This window comes from Streptomyces sp. NRRL S-31 (assembly GCF_000718775.1).
Classification (GTDB): Bacteria; Actinomycetota; Actinomycetes; order Streptomycetales; family Streptomycetaceae; genus Streptomyces.
Genome location: NZ_JOCB01000068.1, coordinates 23,039 through 46,885, shown reverse-complemented (window position 1 = coordinate 46,885; position 23,847 = coordinate 23,039). Strand labels below are relative to the sequence as shown.

General features: G+C 73.4%; 17 protein-coding genes. 6 read left to right on the top strand and 11 right to left on the bottom strand.

What is annotated here, in order from left to right; all coding sequences use genetic code 11:
• Together IF37_RS0124940 and IF37_RS0124935 are read left to right on the top strand one after the other, a co-directional pair.
• Positions 1-2,154: acyltransferase domain-containing protein (locus IF37_RS0124940; protein WP_037856981.1), on the top strand; the 2,154-nt coding region annotated here is incomplete at its 5' end.
• A 111-nt stretch (positions 2,155-2,265) separates the two neighbouring features.
• Positions 2,266-3,894 (top strand): bifunctional 3-(3-hydroxy-phenyl)propionate/3-hydroxycinnamic acid hydroxylase, encoded by a 1,629-nt coding sequence (locus IF37_RS0124935; RefSeq protein WP_030746648.1) that lies wholly within the window; start codon positions 2,266-2,268, stop codon positions 3,892-3,894.
• Between the two features lie 67 nt (positions 3,895-3,961).
• Here IF37_RS0124935 and IF37_RS0124930 read toward each other — a convergent pair whose 3' ends face one another.
• From IF37_RS0124930 to IF37_RS0124920, 3 genes are all read right to left on the bottom strand, one after another.
• Positions 3,962-4,750 carry an arylamine N-acetyltransferase gene (locus IF37_RS0124930; RefSeq protein WP_030746645.1) on the bottom strand — a complete coding sequence of 263 codons (789 nt, stop codon included), beginning with the start codon at positions 4,748-4,750 and terminating at the stop codon, positions 3,962-3,964.
• Positions 4,751-4,840: 90 nt separating this feature from the next.
• Positions 4,841-5,710, bottom strand: coding sequence for an SDR family oxidoreductase (locus tag IF37_RS0124925; RefSeq protein ID WP_030746643.1), 870 nt, complete (start codon positions 5,708-5,710; stop codon positions 4,841-4,843).
• Entirely contained in the window at positions 5,710-6,858 is a 1,149-nt protein-coding gene (locus IF37_RS0124920) for an acyltransferase (RefSeq protein ID WP_052845353.1), read from the bottom strand. The genes IF37_RS0124925 and IF37_RS0124920 overlap by 1 nt, the downstream gene beginning before the upstream one ends.
• Before the next feature lie 159 nt (positions 6,859-7,017).
• On the opposite strand from IF37_RS0124920, the gene IF37_RS0124915 reads away from it, so the two are divergent.
• Together IF37_RS0124915 and IF37_RS0124910 are read left to right on the top strand one after the other, a co-directional pair.
• The gene (locus IF37_RS0124915; RefSeq protein WP_030746637.1) at positions 7,018-7,812 is read left to right on the top strand and encodes a maleylpyruvate isomerase family mycothiol-dependent enzyme; all 795 of its coding nucleotides are present in this window, start codon (positions 7,018-7,020) and stop codon (positions 7,810-7,812) included.
• Between the two features lie 198 nt (positions 7,813-8,010).
• The gene (locus IF37_RS0124910) at positions 8,011-9,528 is read left to right on the top strand and encodes an FAD-binding oxidoreductase (protein WP_030746634.1); all 1,518 of its coding nucleotides are present in this window, start codon (positions 8,011-8,013) and stop codon (positions 9,526-9,528) included.
• Between the two features lie 104 nt (positions 9,529-9,632).
• Here the strand turns inward: IF37_RS0124910 and IF37_RS0124905 are convergent, their stop codons facing one another.
• The 4 genes from IF37_RS0124905 to IF37_RS43800 form a co-directional block, all read right to left on the bottom strand.
• Entirely contained in the window at positions 9,633-11,075 is a 1,443-nt protein-coding gene (locus IF37_RS0124905) for an MFS transporter (RefSeq protein WP_030746632.1), read from the bottom strand.
• Between the two features lie 21 nt (positions 11,076-11,096).
• Positions 11,097-12,500, bottom strand: a complete 1,404-nt coding sequence (locus IF37_RS0124900) for a class II 3-deoxy-7-phosphoheptulonate synthase (RefSeq protein WP_030746630.1) — start codon at positions 12,498-12,500, stop codon at positions 11,097-11,099.
• Positions 12,501-12,637: 137 nt separating this feature from the next.
• Entirely contained in the window at positions 12,638-13,471 is an 834-nt protein-coding gene (locus tag IF37_RS0124895; RefSeq protein ID WP_052845357.1) for a shikimate dehydrogenase, read from the bottom strand.
• 405 nt (positions 13,472-13,876) lie between these two features.
• The gene (locus IF37_RS43800; protein ID WP_158727380.1) at positions 13,877-16,171 is read right to left on the bottom strand and encodes a BTAD domain-containing putative transcriptional regulator; all 2,295 of its coding nucleotides are present in this window, start codon (positions 16,169-16,171) and stop codon (positions 13,877-13,879) included.
• A 427-nt stretch (positions 16,172-16,598) separates the two neighbouring features.
• Between IF37_RS43800 and IF37_RS40920 the strand changes: the two genes are divergently transcribed.
• The gene (locus tag IF37_RS40920) at positions 16,599-17,210 is read left to right on the top strand and encodes a TetR/AcrR family transcriptional regulator (protein ID WP_079165869.1); all 612 of its coding nucleotides are present in this window, start codon (positions 16,599-16,601) and stop codon (positions 17,208-17,210) included.
• Positions 17,211-17,434: 224 nt separating this feature from the next.
• Here IF37_RS40920 and IF37_RS0124880 read toward each other — a convergent pair whose 3' ends face one another.
• From IF37_RS0124880 to IF37_RS0124870, 3 genes are all read right to left on the bottom strand, one after another.
• Positions 17,435-18,106 (bottom strand): ScbR family autoregulator-binding transcription factor, encoded by a 672-nt coding sequence (locus IF37_RS0124880; protein ID WP_030746620.1) that lies wholly within the window; start codon positions 18,104-18,106, stop codon positions 17,435-17,437.
• A 155-nt stretch (positions 18,107-18,261) separates the two neighbouring features.
• Positions 18,262-19,035, bottom strand: coding sequence for a glucose 1-dehydrogenase (locus IF37_RS0124875; RefSeq protein WP_030746617.1), 774 nt, complete (start codon positions 19,033-19,035; stop codon positions 18,262-18,264).
• Entirely contained in the window at positions 19,032-19,751 is a 720-nt protein-coding gene (locus tag IF37_RS0124870) for an HAD family hydrolase (RefSeq protein WP_030746615.1), read from the bottom strand. Before IF37_RS0124870 ends, IF37_RS0124875 begins: the two co-directional genes overlap by 4 nt.
• A 669-nt stretch (positions 19,752-20,420) precedes the next feature.
• Here IF37_RS0124870 and IF37_RS0124865 point away from each other — a divergent pair.
• On the top strand, positions 20,421-21,302 hold the full coding sequence (locus IF37_RS0124865) for a ScbA/BarX family gamma-butyrolactone biosynthesis protein (RefSeq protein ID WP_253915837.1): 882 nt from the start codon (positions 20,421-20,423) through the stop codon (positions 21,300-21,302).
• A gap of 157 nt (positions 21,303-21,459) precedes the next feature.
• Here the strand turns inward: IF37_RS0124865 and IF37_RS45930 are convergent, their stop codons facing one another.
• A complete protein-coding gene (locus IF37_RS45930; RefSeq protein ID WP_253915838.1) occupies positions 21,460-23,754 on the bottom strand; it encodes an SWIM zinc finger family protein in 2,295 nt (764 codons plus the stop codon).
• Between the last annotated feature and the right edge of the window lie 93 nt (positions 23,755-23,847).

Sequence of the window (23,847 nt, the reverse complement as noted above, 5' to 3'; positions counted from 1 at the left end):
GCGGACGGCACCGGCTGGTCGGAGGGCGCGGGCCTGCTCCTGCTGGAACGCCTCTCCGACGCCCGCCGCAACAACCACCCCGTCCTCGCCGTCGTCCGCGGCTCCGCCGTCAACCAGGACGGCGCCTCCAACGGCCTCACCGCCCCCAACGGCCCCTCCCAACAACGCGTCATCCGCCAAGCCCTCGCCAACGCCGGACTCACCACCCACGACATAGACGCCGTCGAAGCCCACGGCACCGGCACCAGACTCGGCGACCCCATCGAGGCACAAGCCGTCATCGCCACCTACGGCCAGGACCGCCCCACCGACCAACCCCTCTGGCTCGGCTCCCTCAAATCCAACATCGGCCACGCCCGCGCCGCCGTCTCCTCCTTCGGCGTCTCCGGCACCAACGCCCACGTCATCATCGAGGAAGCCCCCGAACCGCAGGCCGACACCACCGACCCCGCCCCACGACAGACGCCGGTGGCCGTCCCGCTGGCCCTGTCGGCCCGGTCGGCGGCGGCGCTGCGCGGGCAGGCGGCCCGGCTCCACGACCACCTGGTGGCCCACCCGGGGCTGCCGCTGGCCGATGTCGGGCACTCCCTGCTCACCACGCGGGAGGCGCACGAGCGGCGGGCCGTGGTGGTCGCGGCGGACCGGTCGGAGGCGCTGGCCGCGCTGTCCGGGCTGGCCGCGGACGACTCCGGCGCCCAGGTGGTGCGGGGCACCGCGGACGTCGAGGGCCGGACCGTGTTCGTCTTCCCCGGCCAGGGCTCCCAGTGGGCCGGGATGGGTGCCCGGCTGCTGGACGAGTCGCCGGTGTTCGCCGCGCGGATCGCCGAGGTCGAGGAGGCGCTGGCACCGTACGTCGACTGGTCGCTCACCGACGTGCTGCGGCAGGCGGCGGGCGCGCCCGCGCTGGACCGGGTGGACGTCGTGCAGCCGGCGTCGTTCGCGATGATGGTGGCGCTGGCCGCGCTGTGGCGTTCCTACGGTGTCGAGCCGGACGCGGTGATCGGGCACTCGCAGGGCGAGATCGCCGCGGCGGCGGTGAGCGGGGCGCTGTCGCTCCAGGACGCCGCCCGGGTCGTGGCGCTGCGCAGCAAGGCGATCGGCGCGATCTCGGGCCGGGGCGGGATGGCCACCGTGTTCCTGCCGGCCGACGAGACGGAGCGGCGTCTGGAGCCGTTCAGTGCGGAACTGTCGGTGGCCGCGGTCAACGGTCCCGGTTTCACGGTGGTCGCGGGCGGCGTCGAGGCGCTGGACGCGCTCTCCGCGCGACTGGCCGAGGAGGGGGTGCGGGTGCGCCGCATCCCGGTGGACTACGCCTCGCACTCGCCGCACGTGGAGAACCTGCGGACGGAGCTGCTGGACCTGCTGGCGCCGGTGGAGCCGCGCGCCCCGCGGGTGCCGATGCTGTCGACCGTCACCCTGGAGTGGCTGAGCGCGGGCGACACCGACGCCAAGTACTGGTACGAGAACCTGCGCCGCACGGTGCGGTTCGCCGACGCCGCGGCCGTGGCGCGCGAGCGGGGCCACCAGGTATGGGTGGAGTGCAGCCCGCACGGCGTGCTGGTCCCGGCGTTGCAGCAGGCCCTGGAGGGGGCGCCGGGCGGTGCCGTGGTCACCGGGTCGCTGCGTCGTGACGAGGGCGGGCTGGCCACGTTCCTGACCTCGCTCGCGCGGCTCCAGGTGCGGGGGCTGCCGGCCGACCTCGGCCGGGTCCTGGAGGGCACCGGTGCCCGCCGCACCGACCTGCCCACCTACGCGTTCCAACACCGTCGCTACTGGCTGGAGGCATCCATCGTGATCGGCAACGGCGAGACCGTCGAGCGGCAGCTGCCCGGGGAGGAGGCGCGGGAGCCCGGCGAGGTGCTGGCCGAGCGGCTGGCCGGGCTGGGCCCCGACGAGCGGTACGACCTGCTCACCGACCTGGTGCGGCAGACGGCCGCGGGCGTGCTCGGCCACGACGACCTGGAGGAGATCGAGGAGAACAGCGGCTTCTTCGACATCGGGTTCACCTCGCTGACGGCCGTGGAGCTGCGCAACCGGCTGACGGAGGCGACCGGCCTCCAGCTGCCGGTGATGCTGCTCTTCGACCAGCCGACGCCGGGCATGGTCGCGGAGTTCCTGGAGCCGCTGCTGACGACGGCCCCGGCCGACGCCTGATCCGCCCGTCGGGGCGGGCGGCCCGCCGGGCCGCCCGCCCCGTTCCCCTTCCGCGACCCTTCTCTGATCTTTCTCCGACCCTTCTCCGACCCAAGGAGCGCGAACACCGCCATGCACACCACCACCGCGGACGGCTTCGGCGACAGCGACGTCCTCGTCGTGGGGTACGGCCCGGTCGGCCAGACCCTGTCCATCCTGCTGGCCCGGCACGGCCACCGCGTCGTCGTCGTGGAGCGCTGGCCCACGGCCTACACCATGCCGCGCGCGGTCAACTTCGACAGCGAGTCGGCCCGTGTCCTCGCCGCCGCGGGGATCGGCGCGCGGATCCCCTCCTTCTCGGAGCCGTCGGGCACCTACGAGTGGGTGAACGCGGAGGGGCTGAGCCTGCTGCGGATCGAGGCGTCGCGGCAGGGCCTCTGCGGCTGGCCCGACTCCACGGCGATGTACCAGCCGGGGCTGGAGGCGGCGCTGGCCGCCCGGGGCGCCGAACTGCCCTCCCTGACGGTGCTGCGCGGCCACGAGGCCGTCGGCCTGACGGCCACCGACAGCGGCTGCGAGCTGCTGGTACGGCCCACCGGGCGGCACGACGACGAGGTGCCCCCGCTCGCCCTCACCGCCCGCTGGATCGTGGGCTGCGACGGCGCCAACAGCTTCGTGCGCGACCGGATGGGCACCACGCAGACGGACCTGGGCTTCTCGCACGACTGGCTGATCTGCGACGTCGCCGAGCGGGAGCCCCGGGTCCACGAACCCAACAACCTCCAGGTGTGCGACCCGGCCCGGCCGCGCACCCATGTCTCGGCGGGCCCCGGCCACCGCCGCTGGGAGTTCATGCGGGTGCCCGGCGAGACGGTCGATGAGCTGAACACCGCCGAGCGCGCCTGGAAGCTGCTCGGCGAGCAGGGCGTCACCCCGGACGACGCCGTACTGGAGCGGCACGCCGTGTACACCTTCAACGCCCGGTACGCCGACCGGTGGCGCGCGGGCCGGCTGCTGCTGGCGGGCGACTCGGCGCACCTGATGCCGCCGTTCGCCGCCCAGGGCATGTGCTCGGGCTTCCGGGACGCGGCCAACCTGGCCTGGAAGCTGGACCTGGTGCTCACCGGCCGGGCGTCCGAGGCCCTGCTGGACAGCTACACCGTGGAGCGTCGGCAGCATGTGCAGCACGCCATCACCATGTCGGTGAACCTCGGTCACGTCATCTGCCAGGACGATCCGCGGGCGGCGGCCGAGCGGGACGCGTCGATGCTCGCGGCCCGGGAGCGCGGGGTCGGCGGGGGCCGGCCGCAGGGTGCGGTGCAGCCGCTCAAGGACGGGCTGCTGTACCGGCGTGCGGCGGGCCGGGCACCGCGCCGGCCGGCGGGTGACCTCGTTCCGCAGGGCCGGGTGTCCCGGGACGGGCGGACCGGCTACTTCGACGAGGTGGTCGGGCTCGGCTTCGTCCTGCTGACCGCGGACGACCCGGACACCCTGCTCGGCGACGCCGAGCGCGCGGTGCTGGACCGGCTCCGGGCGCGGGTGGTGCGGGTGCTGCCGGCGGACGGCGGCGAGCCGGGGCCGGGGCAGGTCACCGACACCGACGGGGTGTACCTGCGGTACCTGGCGGAGTCGCGTACCCGCACGCTGCTGGTGCGGCCGGACTTCTACGTGTTCGGGGCGGCGGCCGGCCGGGAGGAACTGGCCGCAGTGATCGGGCAGTTGCGGGACGGGATCGGGGTGCTGGAGCCCGCCGCCGGCTGACCTGGCGAACGGCCGGAGGGGGCCGCCCGGCGCACTGCCGGACGGCCCCCTTGGCGCACGGGTCCGTTCAGTCCGTCTGCCGCAGGATCTCGCGCACCAGGTTCGCGTACTCGGTCTTGTCGATGATCGAGCGGACCTTCTCCGCGCCGTCCCTGGACTCGACGTACCGGCGGCCGATCAGGATCTGCTGGCCCTTCTCGCTGGTGCGTCCCTGGATCTTCGTGCCGGCGGTGAGCTGTTCGCCCTCCCAGAACCACTCCATGTCCTTCTCGACCGTGCTGGAGAAGCCCTTCCAGTCGGTCAGCCGGCGCTCGCGGTCGCGGAACCGGTAGACGCCCTGCCAGTCGCCGGTGGCGCCGTGGCGCAGCACGACCTTGTAGCCGTCCTGGTCCACCACCTTGAAGCGGAAGCCGTTCTGCTCCTGCTCCTGGTCGGCGACCTTCAGCGGCTCGATGAAGGACGGGCCGACGAAGCCGACGTCCACCAGGTACGTCTCGCCGTCGATCCGGACCGCGTTGAGCATGTGCTCCAGGTCGGGTCCGTACTGGTCGTTCGCGCCGCGGATGCCCGCGGACAGGATCAGCACGTCGTAGCCGAGGCGCTGGAGCAGGGTCCGGAACAGTCCGCTCAGCTCGTGGCAGACGCCGCCGCGCCGGCCGGTGACGAGCTGCTCGAAGAGCACGTCGGGGTCGGTCTCCACCTCGTCCCAGACCGCGAGTCCCTTGTGGGCGTGCAGGGTGTTGTCGAAGGGGATCGACTCCAGGTGCCCCCGGTGCAGTGCCCGCAGGGTGTCCAGGGTGGGCTCCAGGGAGCCCTCGTAGCCCAGGTGGCTGGCGTATGCGGCAACGTCGAACATCGGCTGGTCCTCCTCGTGGGTGCGTTCAGTCTGGATCGGCGAAAGGGGGGTGGCCTCCCGTGACCACCCCCCTCACACCCCCTTGTGCCGTCAGGCTCCGGACGGTCCCACGGGGCGCGGTCCGGCGACGGACTCGGCGAACGTGACGAAGCCGGGGAGCCACTTCTCGAAGGTGCCGGCGGCCTCAAGCGCCTCGGTCATCATCCGGGCCTCCTCCCCCACCAGGGTGTGGAGTTCGGTGTTCGTGTCACGGACGGCGTCGACGGCCGCCCGGGCGAGGACCGCCGGGTCGCCTGCGCCCTCGCCGCTGCTGCGGGCCAGGAACTCCTGCATCCAGGACTCGTCGGCGGCGTAGGGGTCGTCGGGGCCGGTCTCGCGGACGTAGGCGTTGGCGCGTACGTCGGTGGCGAAGTTGCCCGGCTCCAGGCACACCACGCGGACGCCGAACGGGGCCACCTCGCCGGCGAGGGCCTCGCTGACGGAGCCGAGGGCGAACTTGCTGGCCGCGTAGAACCCGCCGTAGGGAACGGACCACATGCGGCCCGCCAGCGAGCTGATGTTGACGATCGTGCCGCGGCCGGCCGCCCGCATCGCGGGCAGCACGGCCCGTACGGTGCGCAGGGCACCCCAGAAGTTGGTGTCGAACAGCCGGCGGGCGTGCTCCTCCGGGGTCAGTTCGACCGCCCCGGCGTAGGTGATGCCGGCGTTGTTGACGAGCACGTCGATGGCGCCGTGGCGCTGCTCGACATCGGCGACGGCCTGCCGCACCGAGGTCTCGTCGGTGACGTCGAGGGCGATGACCTCGACGGTCAGGTCCTCGGCGGCGGCCCGCTCGCGCAGCCGGTCCGCCTTGGCGGGGTTGCGCATCGAGGCGTACACGGTGTCGCCCTCGCGGGCGAAGGCGAGCGCGATCTCCAGGCCGAAGCCGCTGCTGCAACCGGTGACGAGTACGACGGACATCAGGCAGCGACCTCCACGGCCTTGGGGCTGGGCTTGCGGGACTTTCCGAAGCGGCGCTGCACGGGCGTCTCGACCAGCCGGTGCAGGGCCCACGCGAGCAGGGTGGACAGGGCGAAGGCGATGACGGCGAGGCCGGTGGCGTCCCAGAAGTGCCACACATGGCCGGGGCCCACCAGATAGACGAGGTGGGCGTGGAGCATCCGGTGCAGCAGGTAGAAGGCGAAGGAGACGTCGCCGAGCCAGACCATGGTGCGGCCGCCGACGAGCGACGGCTCCCCGCGGACGTCACGCATGGCGAAGGCCGGGATGAGCAGGGCGAGCGGGATGATGGTGGAGGCGGTGTAGCCCCACAGGTCGGGGACGTACAGCGAGAGGGCGTAGCCGGCCACGAAGGCGGCGACGGCGGCCCCCGGACGGACGTTGATCCACTTGCCGGTGAGCACGATCCGGGCGAGCAGGATGCCGAGGAGGAACTCCAGCGTGCGGGTGACCGGGAAGATGTAGACGAACCAGAAGTCGTACACCGGCGTGGGTTCCCAGCCCAGTTGCGGGTGGTCGGGCAGGAGCAGGGTCACGAAGGGCGCCAGGAGGACGGCGGCGATCACCGCCGAGGCCCAGTACCACAGGTGCTCGGGGCGGATGCGGCGGATCAGCCGGTGCCACAGCGGGAACATCAGGTAGAAGAACGCCTCGCACGACAGCGACCAGCTGGGTCCGTTGACGCTGAGGGAGACGTCGGTGTCCCACGACCAGGACTGCACCAGCAGCAGGTTGGGCACGACGTGCTTGATCCCGGTGCCCGCCCAGACCATGAGCAGCATGGCGATCAGGGCGGTGACGAAGTGGTTCGGGTAGACCTTGAAGAACCGGCGCCGCCAGAACCCGGGCGCCGTGTCCCCGGCGCGGGCCGACCAGGCGAGGACGAAACCGCTGAGGACGAAGAAGAACGACACCCCGACCCAGCCCCCGTTGGCGGTGACGAACGTGAGGGGTTCGGGGAACGCCGTGGGGGGATAGACGCCCCACGTGGCGTGGTAGACGAACACCATCGACACCGCGATCCACCGCATGCCCGTCAGCGACGGCAGGCGTGACACGGCCTTCGCTGGGGATATGGGATCCGCGGTGCCGGTCTCGGTCTGAGACATGACGACCTTCCTGGACGGCAAGACTGCGTGTGCGGCTGGACTGTATCGATGGATTCCGGCCATCCGAGCTCCTTCACACCCCCCTAAACCACCCCAGTCTTTGCCTTCGACGGCCCGCGCCGACGCCCGCGCCACGGATCCGGCGGATAACATTCCGGCATGGTCAATTACCCATTGGATTACTCCCGTTACTGCGCGGAAATCACGGCGGAGACCGACCGGATCGCGGATCTCGTCGAGGCGTCCGACCTGTCGGTGCGGGTTCCGACCTGTCCCGCCTGGGATATCGCGGGCCTGGCGCTGCACATCGGTCAGACCAACCGCTGGGCGGCCGCCACGGTCCGTACCCGGGCCACCTCCTTCGTGCCGCACGCCACCGTCCCGGACATGACGCCGGCCGCGCGGGACGCCAAGACGGTCGCCGCCTGGCTGCGCGACAGCGCGGCCCGGGTGGTCGAGGACCTGACCGCGGCCGGTCCGGACGCTGCGGTGTGGACCGGGATGCCGGTCGAGACGGCCTCCTTCTGGGCCCGCCGCATGGCGCACGAGGCCGTGGTGCACCACGCCGACGCGGCCGTCGCGCTCGGCGCGGACTACCAGGTGGCCCCCGAGGTGGCGGCCGACGCCATCGACGAGTGGCTGTTCGTGCTGGCCAGCCCCTGGGGCTCGCAGGCCGCCCCGCGGCTGGCGGAGCTGCGCGGCCCGGGCACCATCGCGCTGCGCGGCACGGACACCGCGCCGGAGATCGGCGCGGACTGGCTGATCGAGCTGGGCGCCGACGGGTTCTCCTGGCGGCGCGGGGTCGACGAGTCGGCCACCACCACGCTGCGCGGTCCCCTCGTCGACGTGCTCCAGGTCTTCTACCGCCGTCAGCCCGCCGACAGCGGCCGGGTCGAGGTGCTCGGCGACGCCGGTCTGCTCGACGCGTGGCTGGAGCGGGCCAGCTTCGGCTGAGCCGGACCGTCCGCGAAACGAAATGACGCCCGGAATTATCCCGTCCGGGCGTCATTCGCATTTCCCCGTCCGGTACGGGGCGAGTTAGGGGTTTAGTCGCGCCCGAAGTGTTAGGGGTTCTACCTCGTCGATCTCCCCGCGTAGGTTCGCTGCGATCCACGACGAGGACCCCGGAATTCCGGGGCGGGGGAGGCAAGAATGCTCAACAGGAGGAATTTCATACGGGTCGGCGGGGGTGTGGCGCTCGGGGGCGTCGCGGCCGGCGCGGTTCCTACCCTGACCTATGGAGCGGACAGCGGTTTCTCGACACTGGCCGCCCGGCTCCAGGGTGACCTGGTGCAGTCCGGCGACACCGGTTACGACCAGGCCAAGCAGCTCATGATGATGCAGTGGGACGCGGCCGCCCCGCAGGCGATCGCGTACTGCGAGACGGCCGCGGACGTCCAGAAGTCGGTGCTCTTCGCCCGTGAGCGGGGCATCCCCGTCCGGACGCGTTCGGGCGGGCACAGCTACGCGGGGTGGTCCACCGGTCCGGGGCTGGTGATCGACGTGTCCCGGATCAACCACGCCACCGTCAGCGGCTCCAACGTGCGGATGGGTCCGGGCACCCAGTCCGTGAACGGGATCACCGCCCTGGCGCCGCTGGGCAAGCAGATCGCCACCGGCACCTGCCCGACGGTCTGCCCCGGCGGGTTCTTCTCCGGCGGCGGGTACGGGTACGCGACCCGCAAGTTCGGCCTGGGCAGCGACCGGGTGGCCGCGGCCTCGGTGGTGCTCGCCGACGGTTCGCTGGTGCGGGCCTCGGCGACGCAGAACTCCGACCTGTTCTGGGCGCTGCGCGGCGGCGGTGGCGGCAACTTCGGCATCGTGGTGGACTTCGAGGTCCGCCCGATCAGCGCACCGACGATGGTGTACTACGAGACGTGGTGGGACTACGCCGACGTGGCCGCCCTGTTCGGCGCCTGGCAGGACTGGATCGGGTCCGGCTCGGACAACCTGGGCTCGCAGTTCATCCTGATGCTCCCGGACGCCGCGGCCGGGCAGCAGCCGCTGGTCCTCATCACCGGCGGCTATCTGGGCCCGAAGTCCGAACTCGACACGGCACTGGCCCAGTTGGCGTCCCTGTCCGGGGCCCGGCCGCAGGACTCGAACGCCGTCGAGGGCTCCTACGCGGACGGCATGAAGCACGTCTACCACTGCGACTCCTTCACCGTGCAGCAGTGCCAGCGTACGGGCACCAACCCCGACGCCGCCCTGCCGCGCGTCGGCTGGCAGCGGGAGACCTACCGGCTGTTCAACACCCGGCTCGGCGCCGCCGACAACGCCCGGCTGCTGGGTGCCTGGGACTCGCAGCGCGCCGCGGGGCACACCCGCTATCTGCACTGCATGGCGCTCGGCGGCGCGGCGAACCGCGTCAGCCGCACCTCGACCGCATACTGGCACCGGGACGCCACGTTCGTGGCCGGCTTCGTCGACCAGTTGCCCACCGCGGCTCCGCCGGCCGAGGACCAGGCGGTCGCGGAGAGCTGGACGGACAACGCGGCCGCGGTGCTGGACCCGCTGAGCAGCGGGGCGTACGTGAACTTCACCAGCTCCAGGCTGTCCGACTGGCAGCACAGGTACTACGGCGACAACTACGGCCGTCTGACGACGGTGAAGAGGGCCTACGACCCGACGAACTTCTTCCAGCACGGCCGCAGCATCGAGGTCGGCTGACCGCCCGGGAGCCGGAGGCGGACGAACCGCGGGGGCGGTGCCGGTCCGGCACCGCCCCCGCGGACTTCCCGCCCGGCGCCCCGGGCGGGAAGTCAGCTTGTCCGTCACAGACCCGCGTGGACCACCGGTGTCCCGTTCTCCTCGGCGTCACCGCGGTCCCGGCCCGGTCGCAGCGCCGCCCAGGCGACCGCGGCGGCGGCCAGCACGAGACCGGCCGCCGTCGCGAAGGCCAGCCGGTAGCCGTCGAGCAGGGCGGCCCGCTCCGCCGACGCGCCGGTCCGGGACGTGGCCAGCGTGTTGAGGACGGCGAGGCCGACCGCGCCGCCGATCTGCTGGCTGGTGTTGAACAGGCCGGAGGCGACACCGGAGTCCTCCGGGCCGGCGTCGGCGACGCCCAGCATCATCAGCGCCGGCATCGCCGCGCCGAAGCCGAGGCCGAGCAGCAGCGCGGACGGCAGGAAGGCCGACGCGTAGCCCCCGTCCAGCGGGATCCGCGCGAACAGCACGAACCCGGCGGTGACCATCACCAGTCCGCCGAGCAGCACCGGCCGGGCGCCGAGCCGGGTGATCAGCCGCGCGGCGAGGGCGAGGGAGACCACGGCGATGGACAACGCGGCCGGCAGGAAGGCGAGGCCGGTCTGGAGCGCGTCGTAGCCGAGGACCTTCTGGAGGTAGAGGGTGCCGAAGTAGAGGAACCCGAACATCGCCGCGATGAGCAGCAGTTGGGCGGTGTTGGAGACCGCGACGGAGCGGACCGCCAGCACCCGCAGCGGCAGCAGGGGCGCCTTGGCGCGGGACTCCCTGACCAGGAACGCCGCGAGCAGGGCCAGCGCGGCGGCGGCGCCGCCGAGGGTGCGCGCGGAGCCCCAGCCCGCGGTCTCGGCGCCGACGATGGTCTGTACGGCGAGCATCAGACCGGCGGTGACCAGCACCGCGCCGGCCACGTCGGCGTTGCCGCGCAGACCCGCGCCGGGCTCGTGCCGCAGGGCGCGCAGCGCGACCGCGACGACGGCCGCGCCGAGCGGCAGGTTGATGAAGAAGATCCAGTTCCAGCTGACCGCGTCGGTGAGGACACCGCCGACCAGCGGGCCGATGGCGCCGCCGCCCGCCGAGGCGCAGGAGAACGCGCCGATGGCCCGGGCCTGTTCGCGCGGCTCGGGGAACATGGTGACGATCATGCCGAGGATGCCGGCCGAGGCGACCGCGCCGCCGATGCCCTGGACGAAGCGGGCGGCGATCAGCGTGCCCTGGTCCGTGGCCAGCCCGCACAGCAGCGAGGCGAGGGTGAACAGGGCCAGACCGGCGATGAACATCCTCTTGCGGCCCAGCAGGTCACCGAGCCGGCCCGCCAGGAGCAGCAGGCCGCCGAAGGGCACCACGTAGGCGTTGACGGTCCACACCAGGTCGGCCGCGGAGAATCCGAGGTCGCGCTGGATGGCGGGCAGCGCCACGTTGACTATGTTCTGGTCGAGAATGATCATCAGCTGCCCGGTGCAGAGCACCACGAGCGGCAGCAGTCGGGATGTGCGGGGCGTGGTTGCGCCCATGTCGAGCTACCTCCGGGGATGTCAGGTGCGCAGCATCTCGGCGACCAGGAAGGCCAGTTCCATGGACTGCTGCGGGTTCAGGCGCGGATCGCAAGTCGTCTCGTACCGCTCGGCGAGCCGGGAGTCGTCGATGGCCTGCGCGCCGCCCACGCATTCGGTGACGTTGTCCCCGGTGAGTTCGATGTGCAGGCCGCCCGGGTGGGTGCCGAGGGCGCGGTGCACCTCGAAGAAGCCGCGCACCTCGTCGATGATCCGGTCGAAGTGGCGGGTCTTGTAGCCGTTGGCGGCCTCGTGGGTGTTGCCGTGCATCGGGTCGCACTGCCAGATCACCTGGTGGCCGCCGGCCTCGACCCTCTCCACGATCGCGGGCAGCGCGTCGCGGATCCTGCCGCTGCCCATCCGGCTGATGAGGGTGAGCCGGCCGGGCCTGCCGTGCGGGTCGAGCCGCTCGACGTACTCCGCCGCCTGGGCCGGGGTGGTGGTGGGGCCGATCTTGAGGCCGATGGGGTTGGCGAGGAGTTCGGCGAGGGCGATGTGCGCGCCGTCCAGTTGCCGGGTGCGCTCGCCGATCCACAGGAAGTGCCCGGAGAGCCCGTACAGCGCGGACCCGCCGTCCTCCCGGGGCACGTGCCGCAGCAGGCCGCGCTCGTACTCCAGGAGCAGCGCCTCGTGGCTGGACCACAGCTCCGTCGCGTGCAGGGCGCCGTGGTCGACGCGGCACGCGGTCATGAAGTCGAGGCCCCGGTCGATCTCGGTGGCCAGTGCCTCGTAGCGCTCGCCGACGGGCGAGGTGCGCAGGAAGTCACGGTTCCATTCGTGCACCCGCTTGAGGTCGGTGAAACCCGAACCGGCGTAGGCGCGGGCCAGGTTGAGGGCGGCGCTGGAGTGGGCGTAGGCCTGGAGCATGCGCGCGGGGTCGGGGACGCGGGCCTCGGGCACCGGGTCGAAGGCGTTGACGATGTCGCCGCGGTAGACGGGCAGTCCGAGCGAGTCGGTGCCGCTGGAGCGCGGTTTGGCGTACTGTCCGGCGAGCCGGCCGACCTTGACGACCGGCATGCTCGCGGCGTACGTCAGCACCACGGCCATCTGTACGAGCGTGCGCAGGTTGGCCCGGACGTGCGACTCGGTGTTGCCCGCGAACGTCTCGGCACAGTCGCCCCCTTGGAGCAGGAAGGCCCGCCCCCGCGCCACCTCGGCGAGGCGCTCGTGCAGCAGGTCCACCTCCTGGGGTACGACGAGGGGCGGCAGGGTCTCCAGGGTGCCCACGGCACCGAGCGCGGCGACCGGGTCGGGCCACCGCGGCTGCTGGGCGGCGGGCCGGGCGAGTGCCTCGGCCACCCGGGCGCCGGCCGGACCGGGGCCGGCCGGCGGCTGCCCGGTCGTCGAGGGGCGGACGGAGGTCCGGGGTGTGATGATCGGCTGCATGCGGGCCACGCTACGGACGGCCCGTCCACCGGCGGGCCATCTGCCGCCCATCGCCGGTCATCGCCGCCGCCGTACGGCGCCCGGTCCGGCGGGCGTCCGGTGCCGGACGCCGTTCCCGGTCCCCGCCCGCTCGTCGCTCATCCGTGGCCGAGCCCGAAGTAGTCGAGGTAGAGGCCGAGTTGGCTCTCCAGCATGGGCGCTCCGTAGTGCACGGGCAGTCCGAGGGCGGTGGCGGCGCGCAGCAGCCGGGTCTCCCGGGGTTTCATGACGATGTCGGCGACGAGGGTGGTCGGGGCGAGCCCGGCGGGGTCGAACGGCAACGGGTCCTCCGCCCGCAGTCCGAGCGGCGTGGCGTTCACGACGATGTCCGCGCCGTCGGTGACCGGCCGGGTCGCCCGGGTGGTCCGCCCCGGCCAGCGGGCCTCCAGCCGGGCGGCGAGCGCGACCGTGCGGCGCGGGTCCAGGTCGCACAGCACCACGTGGTCCGCGCCGGCCGTCAGCAGCGCCGGCGCGATGGCGCAGCCCGCGCCGCCGGTGCCCACCAGGGTGACCCGGGCCCCGGCGGCCGAGTGGCCCGCCGCCCGGAGCCCGGCGACGAAACCGGCGCCGTCGAAGTTGTCCGCGTGCCAGCCGCCGTCCGGCTCGCGGCGCAACGCGTTGGCGCTGCCGGACAGTTCGACGGCGGCGCTGACCCGGTCGGCGAACCGCCGGACGTCGGCCTTGTGCGGCACCGTGACCAGCAGACCGTCCAGGTTGCCGATGGCCTTCAGGCCGCGCACCACGGTGTCGAACCGGTCGGCGGGCGCGTGCACGGGCAGTACCACCGCGTCCCGCCCCAGCGCGGCGAGCAGCGGATTGACCATCGTCGGGGCCTGCACCTGGGCGACGGGGTCGCCGAGCACGGCGTAGAGCCGGGTGGTGCCGGTGACCAGGGGCTGACGCCGGTCGGTGTCGGGCGGGGCGGTCTCCATGGAGTCCTTCACGGTCCTTCGCTTCGGGGCGAACCGCCGCCGGGGCCGGGGCGGTGACGTGACAGCGCGCTGTGGGCCGGGGAGCCGGGACGGGGTGCCGGGCCGCACCCGTACGGCCTGGTGCCCGGCGGGGGCGTGCGGTTGGTCCCGACGCCTGACGGGGTCGTACGGACGTGGTTCCGGTGCCCGACCGAGTCGTGCGGACATGGTTCCGGCGCCGGGCGGGTCGTGCGGGTGTGGTTCCGGCGCCGGGCGGGTCGTGCGGGTGTGATGCCGGTGCCCGGCGGGATCGTACAGGCGTGCTCCCGGCGCCCGGACGAGTCGTACAGGCGTGGTCCCGGCGCCCGGCGGGGCCGTGCGGGCGTGGTTCCGGTGCCCGCGGTGGCGGTGCCCGCCGGGCCGGGGTCAGGCGACGTTGAGCCTCCGCACGGACTTCACCGTGGCGGCCACGGCGGGCGCCGCCGCGGTGGCGTACAGCTCCGGGGCGGGGGGACCGGCCTGCTGCGGCAGCCGCAGCAGGCCGGTGCCGTCGAGGAGCCGGTCGACGGCCGGACCGGACCGGGTGTCCATCCGGATCACGGTGGTGCAGTGCCGGTCGACGGCGGGGCGGGCGCGCCGGCTCAGGGCGGCGGGATCGGCACCCGCGACGACCAGGACGGGCAGCCGGCGGGCCAGGTCGGCCAGCGACTCCAGGAAGTCGTAGGCCGTGTCGTCGGCCTGGTGCAGCCGGTCGGTGATCAGGACGAGCGGGCGTTCCCGGCTCGCCATCTCCACGAACTGGCGCCAGCCCTCCAGCCACTCCCCGGTGCCGAAGCCGCTCTCCGGCCGGGCGGCCGGGTCGACGAAGGGGCCGAGCCGGGCGGCGAGCCAGTTGGCCCGCCCCTGGTCCGCGGCCATCCGGCGCAGGGTCGCCGCGAGCCGGCCGCGGGCGGTGGAGGGCGTGTCGTGCGGCGTCATCCCGCAGTACGCGGAGAGGATCGCCCGGTGCGGGGCGAACCGGCCGTCGCGCGCCGCGGACGGTCCGGGGCAGGACAGCACCAGGGCGCCGTACGGTTCCTGCCCGGCGATCCGGCCGAACTCCGCGAGGAGCCGCGCCCGGCCCGCCTCCGACCTGCCCAGCAGGAACACCTGGTGCTGCCGGTGCCAGCGCGTGCTGTGCTCCAGCAGGCTGTGCAGCAGCTCCAGTTCGCCCTCGTACTCCCGCTCCGCGCCGGACCCCGGGCCGCCGGCCGGGCCGGTCTCCGGGGCGGTGTGGCGCAGCTGCCAGCGGGCCGGTTCGCCCGGTATCAGGCTGTAGGAGCAGTCGGGTCCGGTCGCCTCCCGGGTCGTCGGGCAGACCTGGATCTCCCCGTCCGGCACCAGCGGCAGCATCGCCTGGCAGGCGTGCAGCAGCGCGCCGCCGGCCGACGGGGACAGGTCGACGCCCTCCTCGGTGCGGTGCCGCATCAGCGCCTCACCGGTCACGATCGCGGCCTTGACGACGACGTCCCCCGGCTCCCCCTCCCGTGCGCCGACGGCCCGCAGGGCGGTGGCCGTGGCCACCGCGCGCCCGGCGTGGCCGGCGTCGCCCGGCCGGGCGGGGAACACCCCGAGGGTGTCGCTGCCCAGCGCGGCGACGACGGTTCCGCCGCGACTCTCGATCTCCTGCCGGATGCTGCCGTGCATCCGGTCGAACACGGCGTCCGTGTCGTCCGGCCGGCCCGTGCGGAGGTTGACGCCCACCCGCAGCAGCAGGGCGCTGACTTCCTGCCGCGCGGCCGGCGGTACGGGGGTGCGGACGGTGTCGGGGCGTACGGCGGACCACCGGCCGGCGTCGGCGATGCCGGCGGACGCATCCGGGCGGCCGACGGTCTCCGCCGCCGGAACCCGGTGTGCCGCCGGTGCCGTCGGTTCGGTGCCGACCGGCGGCACCGGCCGTGCGGTGACGACGACGCGCGAGGCGAGCGGGGCCAGCTCGAGCGCCGGGTCGTGGGTGAGGATCGCCTGCTGGAGCAGCTGGAGTTCGCGGCCCGGCTCCAGGCCGAGTTCCTCCACCAGGGCGATGCGGAGCCGGCTGAAGACGCCGAGCGCGTCGGCCTGCCGGCCGCAGCGGTACATGGCGCGCATGAGCTGTCCGCAGGAGCGCTCGCGGAGCGGCTCGCTCTCGACGACCGTCTCGATCTCGGAGAGCACCGCGTAGTGCCGGCCGCACTCCAGTTCAGCCTCGAAGTAGTCCTCCAGAACGTCCAGGCGGGTGTTCTGGAGTGCGGTCAACTCGGGCCAGTTGACGCCGACTTCGACCAGATCGGAGAGGACTGTGCCGCGCCACAGCCGGAGGGCCTCACGCAGCCGGCGGGCCGCCTCGTCGAGCCGGCCCGCCGCGAGCAGGGCCCGCCCCTCCTCCACCATCCGGCGGAACCGGTGCAGGTCGATCTGCTCGGGGTCGACCTCCAGCGTGTAGCCGGGAGACTGGGTGCGCAGGGCGGCACCGGTCTCGGCGGCCTCGGAGGCCAGTTTCCTGCGCAGGCCCCAGACGGCGTTCTGGAGGATCTTGCGGGCCGTGGCCGGGGCCTCCCCCACGCTCCACAGCGCCGTCAACAGCCTGCTGATGGGAACCACTTGGTTGGGCTGCAACAAGAGGAAGCCGAGCGTCGCGCGCTGCTTGCTGCCCCCCAGATCGACGACCCGGCCGTCGCAGACGACCTCCAATGGCCCGAGCATCCGGAACCACATGACAACCCCCCGTATCAGTTGGACTTTCGCCAACGGGCTCGCGCCAGGAGCGCAAGCCCCGGGTCACGATACAAACCGGAGGTTCGGTTTACAAGCCAAGATTCGCCGCCGGACAAGCCGCCTCGCAGCGCGTCAAACAGGCCCCGTCTGCCCTTTTGACCTGCTCTTTTACCTGATCGGAGTAGCCATGTGACGACCGACACGCTTCAGCCAGACTTGACACTTCCTGTCAGAACGCCTCCACAACTGGATACCTGTCCTGTTATTTGTATCCGTCACGGAGTCACAGACTGGAGTTACCGGTGGATTGCATACGGGAGAACGCCCGGTTCCCCGGGCCCTGCTTCCATGTGCCCTGCATTCCGGCCACCACAGAGTCGTCTTCACGACCCGAACCGCGAGATGAGTCCGCCGCATGAGACAAGTGAGGGCCGAGGGGACCCGCAACGCCCTTCTTCTGGCCGCGGCCCAGACATTCGACCGCGACGGCTACGAGGGGACGACACTGGCCACGGTCAGCGACCGCGCCGCGGTGAGCAAGGGGGCGCTCTCGTTCCACTTCAGCAGCAAGTCGGCGCTCGCGGACGCCGTCCAGCACTGGTCCTGCGAGCGCTCGCGCGCCGAACTCACCTCCCTGGACGATCCGGGTGCCCCGGCCCTGCGGGCGCTGGGCGGCATGGTGCGCGGGCTGGCGCACAGGCTGGCCACCGACCCGCTCACCCGGGCCGGCCTCAGGCTGGCCCGGGAACGCGGGTCGTCCTCCGCCCCAGCCCTGGACTGCCGGCTCGCCTGGCAGGCGGCGCTCCGGCGGACGGTGCTGCGCGCCCAGGAGGAGAAGAGCCTGCGGCCCGGCGCCACCGCGGAGTCCGTCGTGGATCTCGCCCTGGCCCTCGCGCTGCACCAGGAGGCGGTCCACACGGACCACGACCGGGAGATGTGGCTGACCGGCGTCTGGGATCTGGTGCTCCCCGCGCTCGTCGCCCCCACCTTCCCCGACGCCCTGACGTCGGTCGGCACCTGGTCCTAGGGCACCTGGGGCACCCAGGGCCTCTCGTCCGGTTCCTCCCGGCGTTGCGAGGCTTGGCACGCGCCCCCTCGGCGTCGCCGCCTGCCCGGGGCGCGCGGACCCGGTGACGGGGTGGGCAAACCCGGCGGCGGGATGATCGGACCCGGTGGCCGGGTAGGCGGACCCGGTCACCGGGGGCGGGTCGGTCGTCATCGGTGCGGGCGGGGGCGTCCGCGCCGACGGCGTCAGGCCGTCGGTTCCGCCACCAGCGCCGGCCGGTCCGCCTGCTGCACCTCGTCGAGCACCCGGCTCCCGCGGTCCGGCCCGAAGTCGAGCTGCGCGAAGATCGCCGGCATGGCGACGCTGGGCAGCGTGTAGGCGAAGATGGACGAGATGCGCTCCTCCAGGTCCTCCCACCCGGACGTCACCTCCGAGACCACTTGGGCACCGATCCAGGAGCTGACCAGGAAGCGGCCCAGGTTCTCCGGCACCACGTGCGGGTAGACCTCGCCGTGCTCCTTGGCCTCGGTCACCATGGAGGCGAACCGCAGCGCCCACGCCTCCCAGGGGCCGCCGTCCGTCAGCTCCTGGAGCTGCGGCTCCATGGCCAGTTTGGCCCCGGCCCGCAGCATGATCTCCTGCGGCAGCCGACAGGCCAGCGCCATGGCCTCGTCGACCAGCTCCTGGAGCTTGTACGTCCGCGGCGGGTAACCCTGTTCCGTCACCTGCTGGGCGAAGATGCCCTGTACCAACTGCTCCTTGGACGCGAAATGGAAGTACAGGGCACCCCTGGTGACCTGGGCTTTCTCTAGAATCTGCGCGATGCTGGCACCGTGGTAGCCATGCTGCGCGAAGACCTGCGCCGCCGCGTCGAGAATCGCGCCACGGGTGCGGATCGCGCGCAACTGCTGTGCCATGAATTCGTCCTCTCGTCCGCGCCACGCCACCCCCCTCTGAGCTGACGCGGATGCCTGTTCCCGGGTACGAGAGCACACCGGGAGACAAAAGAAACCAGATGACTGGTACTTTACCAATCCGCCAAGCCGCGTGGTCACCGGCTCGTGCGGCCGGGCTACCAGGCCCCGGCGCCACCGTCCACCGCCATGGTGGCACCGGTGACAAAGCTCGCCTGGTCGCTACAGAGCCACACGGCGGCCTGGGCCACCTCCTCCGGATCGGCCACCCTGCCCTGCGGATTGCGGCGGCGCATCCGTTCCTCCGCCGCCGGGTCACGGGCGAAGACGCCTTCGGACATCTCCGACCGGGTCAGGCCGGTGGCGAGCGCGTTGACCCGGATGCCGTGGGCCGCGTACTGCGCCGCGGCCGTCTTGGTCAGACCGAGCACGGCGTGCTTGGCTGCCACGTAGGGAGCCCCCGCCGACGTGGCCCGGACCCCGGCGATGCTGCTGTTGTTGACGATCGCCCCGCCCGTGCCGCTCGCCAGCATGGCGCCGATCTGGTGCTTCAGACACAGCCAGACACCACGGAGGTTCACGTCCAGCACCGTGTCGAAGTCGGCGTCGTCCGTCTCGTGCAGGAGGGCCGGCTCCGTCGTCGTACCCGCGTTGTTGAACGCGGCGTCCAGCCTGCCGTAACGGTCGACGGCGAGCCGCACCGCGCGTTCCACGTCGCCCGAGCTGGTGACGTCGCCGCCGGCACAGGCCACTTCGACGCCCTCGGCCCGCAATCCCTCCGCCAGTTCCTCCAGCCGGGGCAGCCGCCGGGCCATCAGCACCAGCGCCGCGCCGTTCCGCGCCGCCACCCGGGCCGCCGCCGCTCCGATACCGCTGCTCGCCCCCGTGACCAGCATGACCTTGCCGGCCAGCAGCCCCGCCGCGTCGGTCATGCCACGACCTTCCCCGGCGCCCCGTCCCACAGGGTGCCGGCCCGCGCCTCGGCGTCGACGGTGCGCAGCAGCCGCTCGTCGATCGCGTCGAGGGAACCGACGACATGGCGGGCCCCGGCCTCCGCCATCAACTGCCGCTGGTGGCCGTGCTCGAAGTCGCTGGGGTGCCCGATGAACGGCACGCCCAGCTCCCGGGCCGCCTCGGCGACCCGGGCGACGTCGTCGATGAACAGCACCTCGTCACAGGCGAGTCCGGCGACGTCGACCGCGATCTCGTACAGACCCGGGCGGATGTCGTTGGTGCACACGTACCCGGGCTCGTCGAACAGGTCGGCCAGATGGCCCAGGTACCGCTCGAAGTGGGAGGCGTCCAGCCCGCCGTAGCAGACGGTCCGCAGGCCCAGCGCGCGGAGCCTGCGCAGCAGTTCGACGGCACCGTCGAGCAGGCGCACCGGGTGGTCGGCGAGGTAGCGTTCCCGCTCCTGGAGATAGAGGGCGATCGTCTCCATCGGGGAGGTCGGCAGACCGCACGTCTCCGCGAGCACCCGGCCCGCCACCACCTGCGGCTGGGAGAAGATCCGGCGCTCCAGTTCGGCGGAGTAGGTGCCGCCCCGGCTGGTGACGAAGTGGTGGATGACGGGGCTGAACGTGTCGTTCAGCAGCACTCCGTCGATGTTGAGCGCGGCCATGCGGACCTTGCCGAGCTGCTCGGTCATGGTTTCCCTTCCCTCCCGTCGGCTCCCCGTCCGCGACACGCGGACGGCTCACCGGTAAACCTGACGACCGGTTCCGATCCTCACACGGCGACCGGCGGATCGTCCATGGATCATGATCCGGCGTCGGATCGTGTTCCGGCGTCCCAGCTGCCGGGGCGAAGTCCACGCGGAGTGTCCGGCTGGTCACACCGGGCGGCTCCGGTGGCCGGCCGCGGGTTACGCTGACCGGGCCCGCGCCCGGGACGTCGGACGCGGCGCGGAAAGGGGGCGGACCGCTGTGCGCGCCATCAGGAGCCCGTAGCAACAACCGTGCGGACAACCGGGGTCGGGGACGGCGACGGCACGTTCGGCTGCACTCGGAAGGCGGCCGTCCGAGCGCTGCGACAGCACCGCGCCGGGCGTCGCGCGCGCATGGCTGACAGGCAACGGCCACGGACCGGGGGAGGCTAGAAAAAAAACCGGTCAGTCCGTACAGTGTCGCCCGTCGCGCACCGCTCAGTTCGATCCGCGTTCCACCCAGGCCCACGCTCGGCTTGGCCCGCGTTACGGCAGCACACCGTTATCAACTGCCCTTGGGGGAGAGGCATGACTACGTTTGCGCCCGTCGACAGAATGGTCACGGATTTCCGGGCGGCCCTGCCCGTCACGACACCCGTGGGACTGGACACATTGACGACAACCGTTCCCAAGGAGTACGTCCACCGCGCGGCGGTCACCGAGGTCTTCCTCACCGGGTGGCGGCAGACGGACACGGACACCTGCGCGGTCACGGCCCAGTGGCCGCGGGCCCACACCTTCTACGGTCCCGCCGGCGGCTTCCACGACCCCCTGCTGTTCAGCGAGACGCTGCGGCAGACCGTCCCGCTGCTGTCGCACGCGGTGTACGGCGCCCCCATGGACCACAAGCAGATATGGCGCGACCTCCGTGTCTCGCTCGACCCGGCGGCGCTGCGCGCCGGGCTCACCCCGGCCGATGTGGAGCTGGAGATCCGCTGCTCCGACGTCGAGCGGCGGGCCGGTGTGCTGCGCGGGATGCGGATGGATGTGACGGCCACCCGGGACGGGGTCCGCCTGGCCACCGCGGCGACCGCCTTCAGTTCGCACAGCGGGGCGCTGTACCGGCGGCTGCGCGGTGCCTACGCGGACGCGGAGCGGGCGATGGCCGGCGCCATCGCGCCGCCGCTGCCGGCCTCCCCCGAACTGGTCGGCCGGGAACGCCCGCACGACGTGGTGCTCTCGCCCCGCGCCGACGACGGCCGGTGGCAGCTGCGCGTGCACACCACGCACCCGATCATCTTCGACCACCCGAACGATCACGCTCCCGGCATGCTCCTGCTGGAGGCGGCCCGCCAGGCGGCCCAGCACCTCCTCGGGCCGGCGCCGGTCCTCGCCACGGGCCTGGACGCGGCCTTCCACCGGTACTCGGAGCTGGACGCCCCGGCCTGGGTGACGGCCGAGCCGCTCGGTGACGGCCGCGTCCGCGTGACCGTCGAGCAGCACGACGCCCTGGTCTTCGAGTGCGCGGTGACCACGCACCCGGCCGCCGCCTGACGTTCGGCCGCCGCCCCACGTTCGGCCCTGATGACGCACGGCCGCCGACGTCACACGGGCACAGGCGTCGCACACGTCGCACGGGCGCGGGCGCGGGCGCGGGCGGCCTGACATGCCAGGGGGCGGTCCGTCGTTCCCGCGCGGGGGGCGGGAACGGTCAGACGGGCCCCAGGCCGGTCAGCGCGCCCACCGGGTCGAGGTCCGGCGTGCCGCGGGGCCACCAGTCTTCCTGGCCTGGCTCCGATTCGTAGGCGTACCACAGGCCGTCGCGGCCCAGCCGGAGCTGGACCCGGCCGCGGGGGTGGGTGAGGCGGTTGCGCCAGGGGCGGAACGCCGGCAGGTCGGCGGCGAGCAGCAGCGGGCGGGCCCGGTCGAAGCGGCCGGCCGGCGGGTCCCACGGCTCCTCCAGGACGGCCAGCCCGGCCGGGCCGCCCTGCCGCCAGGCGGCGACGGCGCGCGCGAGTTCCGCCGGGGTGCGGCCGGCGGCGTCGGCGAGCGTGGCGTACAGCGCCCGGGTGGCCGCGGTCAGCCCGGAGCCGGGGCGGGCCGCGGCCAGCCGGACCGCGTCCTGCCACAGGGTGAGTTCACCGACCGGGTCGTGTCCGGTGGCGAGCAGGGCGTGGGCACGGGCGGCGGCGTCGGTGGCCAGCTGATCCAGCGCGAAGGGGTCCGGGCCGCCGGGGGCCGACGGGTACACCGGGGGCTGCCCGGGGTGCGGCGGCAAGGGCAACGGCCGGGGTGGCGGCGGCAGTTCACGCGCGCTCAGAACCTCGGTGGCGCGGACGCCGGGCAGGGTCCGCGGCTGCCGCTCCCGCGCGGCGCGGGCCGCCCGGGCGGCACTGCGCCGGGACAGCGCGTCGAGCAGGTCCTTCTCGCCCCGGCCGCGCAGCAGGAGCAGGACGAAGGGATCGGCGTCGAGCAGACGGGCCGTCTGGTAGCAGAGGGCGGCGGCGTGCTTGCAGGGGTGGCCGGAGTCGGGGCAGCTGCACCCTGGGGCGAGGTCACCGGCACCGGGCAGCAGGCGGGCACCGCAGTCGGCGAGGGAGTGCGGAAGCTCCTTGTCGAGCAGGGCCGCGATGTGCCCGGGGCGGTCCGCCGCGGCGTCCAGGAACCGCTCCCAGTCCTCTTCCTCCAGTGTCCGTACCCGTACCTGTACGCGGTACGGCCGGGGCCGGCTGCCCCGTACGTACGCCAGCACCAGTCCCGGTGTGACGGTGATGGCGTCCACGTGCCCCTGGTCGGCGTAACCACGGCCGCGCACCAGCCGCTTGGCGTCGAGCGCGCCCCGCTCCAGCGCGCCGACCCAGGCGTTGCCCCACCAGGTCCCGGCGAACGCCCCGCCGGTACCAACGGCTTCTCGCGGCCCGAACGCCGGGAACGTACGGCGGAGTTCACCGTCCCGGTGCGGGGTGGCCATGGTCGGCGGCACGTGTGGCACGCCGCCCGGGGCCGGGGGCGAGGGGACGCCCGACGCGGAGGCGTCCGGCACCGCTTCCGGCGGGAGGTCCGCCGGCGTCCCCTCGGACGGGGATGGGGACGGGGATGAAGAGGGGGACGGCGGGGAGGCCGCCGCGAGTGCCGAGGGTGAACGCGCCGGCGTCGGAGCCGGCGTCCACGGGTCCGGCCCGCCGGATGCGACCGGTACGGCGGGTGCGGCCGGTACGGCGGATACGGCCGGTACGGCGGATACGGCCGGTGCAGCAGGTGCAGCCGTGGTGGGCGCGGCCTCGTCCGGTTCCCCGGTGTCCTCCGTCCACGTGGGCATGCGGAAGGCGGTCGCCAGGTAGTGCCGTATCTCCCGTGCCGCCTCGGCCCTGACGGTTCGGCCGCCCTGTCCGGGTACGGACGCGACACGCGGCGCGGCGGAGCCGGAACGTGCCGGTCCGCGCCGCTCGCGCGGGGACTCCGCCGGTTCCGCGCGCAGCGCTTCCCGCCGCGCGGCGCGCAGTGCCTCCCGGGCGACATCGCCGGGGCGACCGCCCGCGGTCCCGCCGGAACGCCCCGCACCGGAAGGCACGCCGACGACGGCATGGGGACCGTCCGGCCGGGCGCCGACGCTCCGCGCGGGACCGACCGTGTCCGAACCGTCTCCCGGCTCCGGATCGGCCCCCTGACCGCCGTCGCCCTCCGACGGCGAACCGGCGTCCCGTCCAGAAGCCCCGTCGCCCGGACCTGCGCTGTCCCGGCCGTCGTCCCCTCCCGGTGCGCGGAGCGCGCCGTGCCGTCCGGGGCCGGCCGGGTTCCGTGTGGGGCGTGCGGCTTCCACGCGGCTCTCGGATTCCGCCGGAGCCACCGTGGCGGAGGAGGCGGCGGACGTCCGTGCACGCTCGGGGCCCGTCGGAAGCGGACCGTCGGCCCGGCGGGCGGCGATGGCCGCCCTGAGCGCCGCCCGCGCCACGTCACCGGGCCTCGTGGGAAAGCTGTCGGAGGAGTCCGCTTCGACCCCGTCCACGGCCCCCGGCGCCCCGACCGGACCGGACGGGACGTCTTCGGCCCCGTCCCTCGCCACACCTTCCGACTCGGCCGTGTTCCGGTCCGTTCCGTC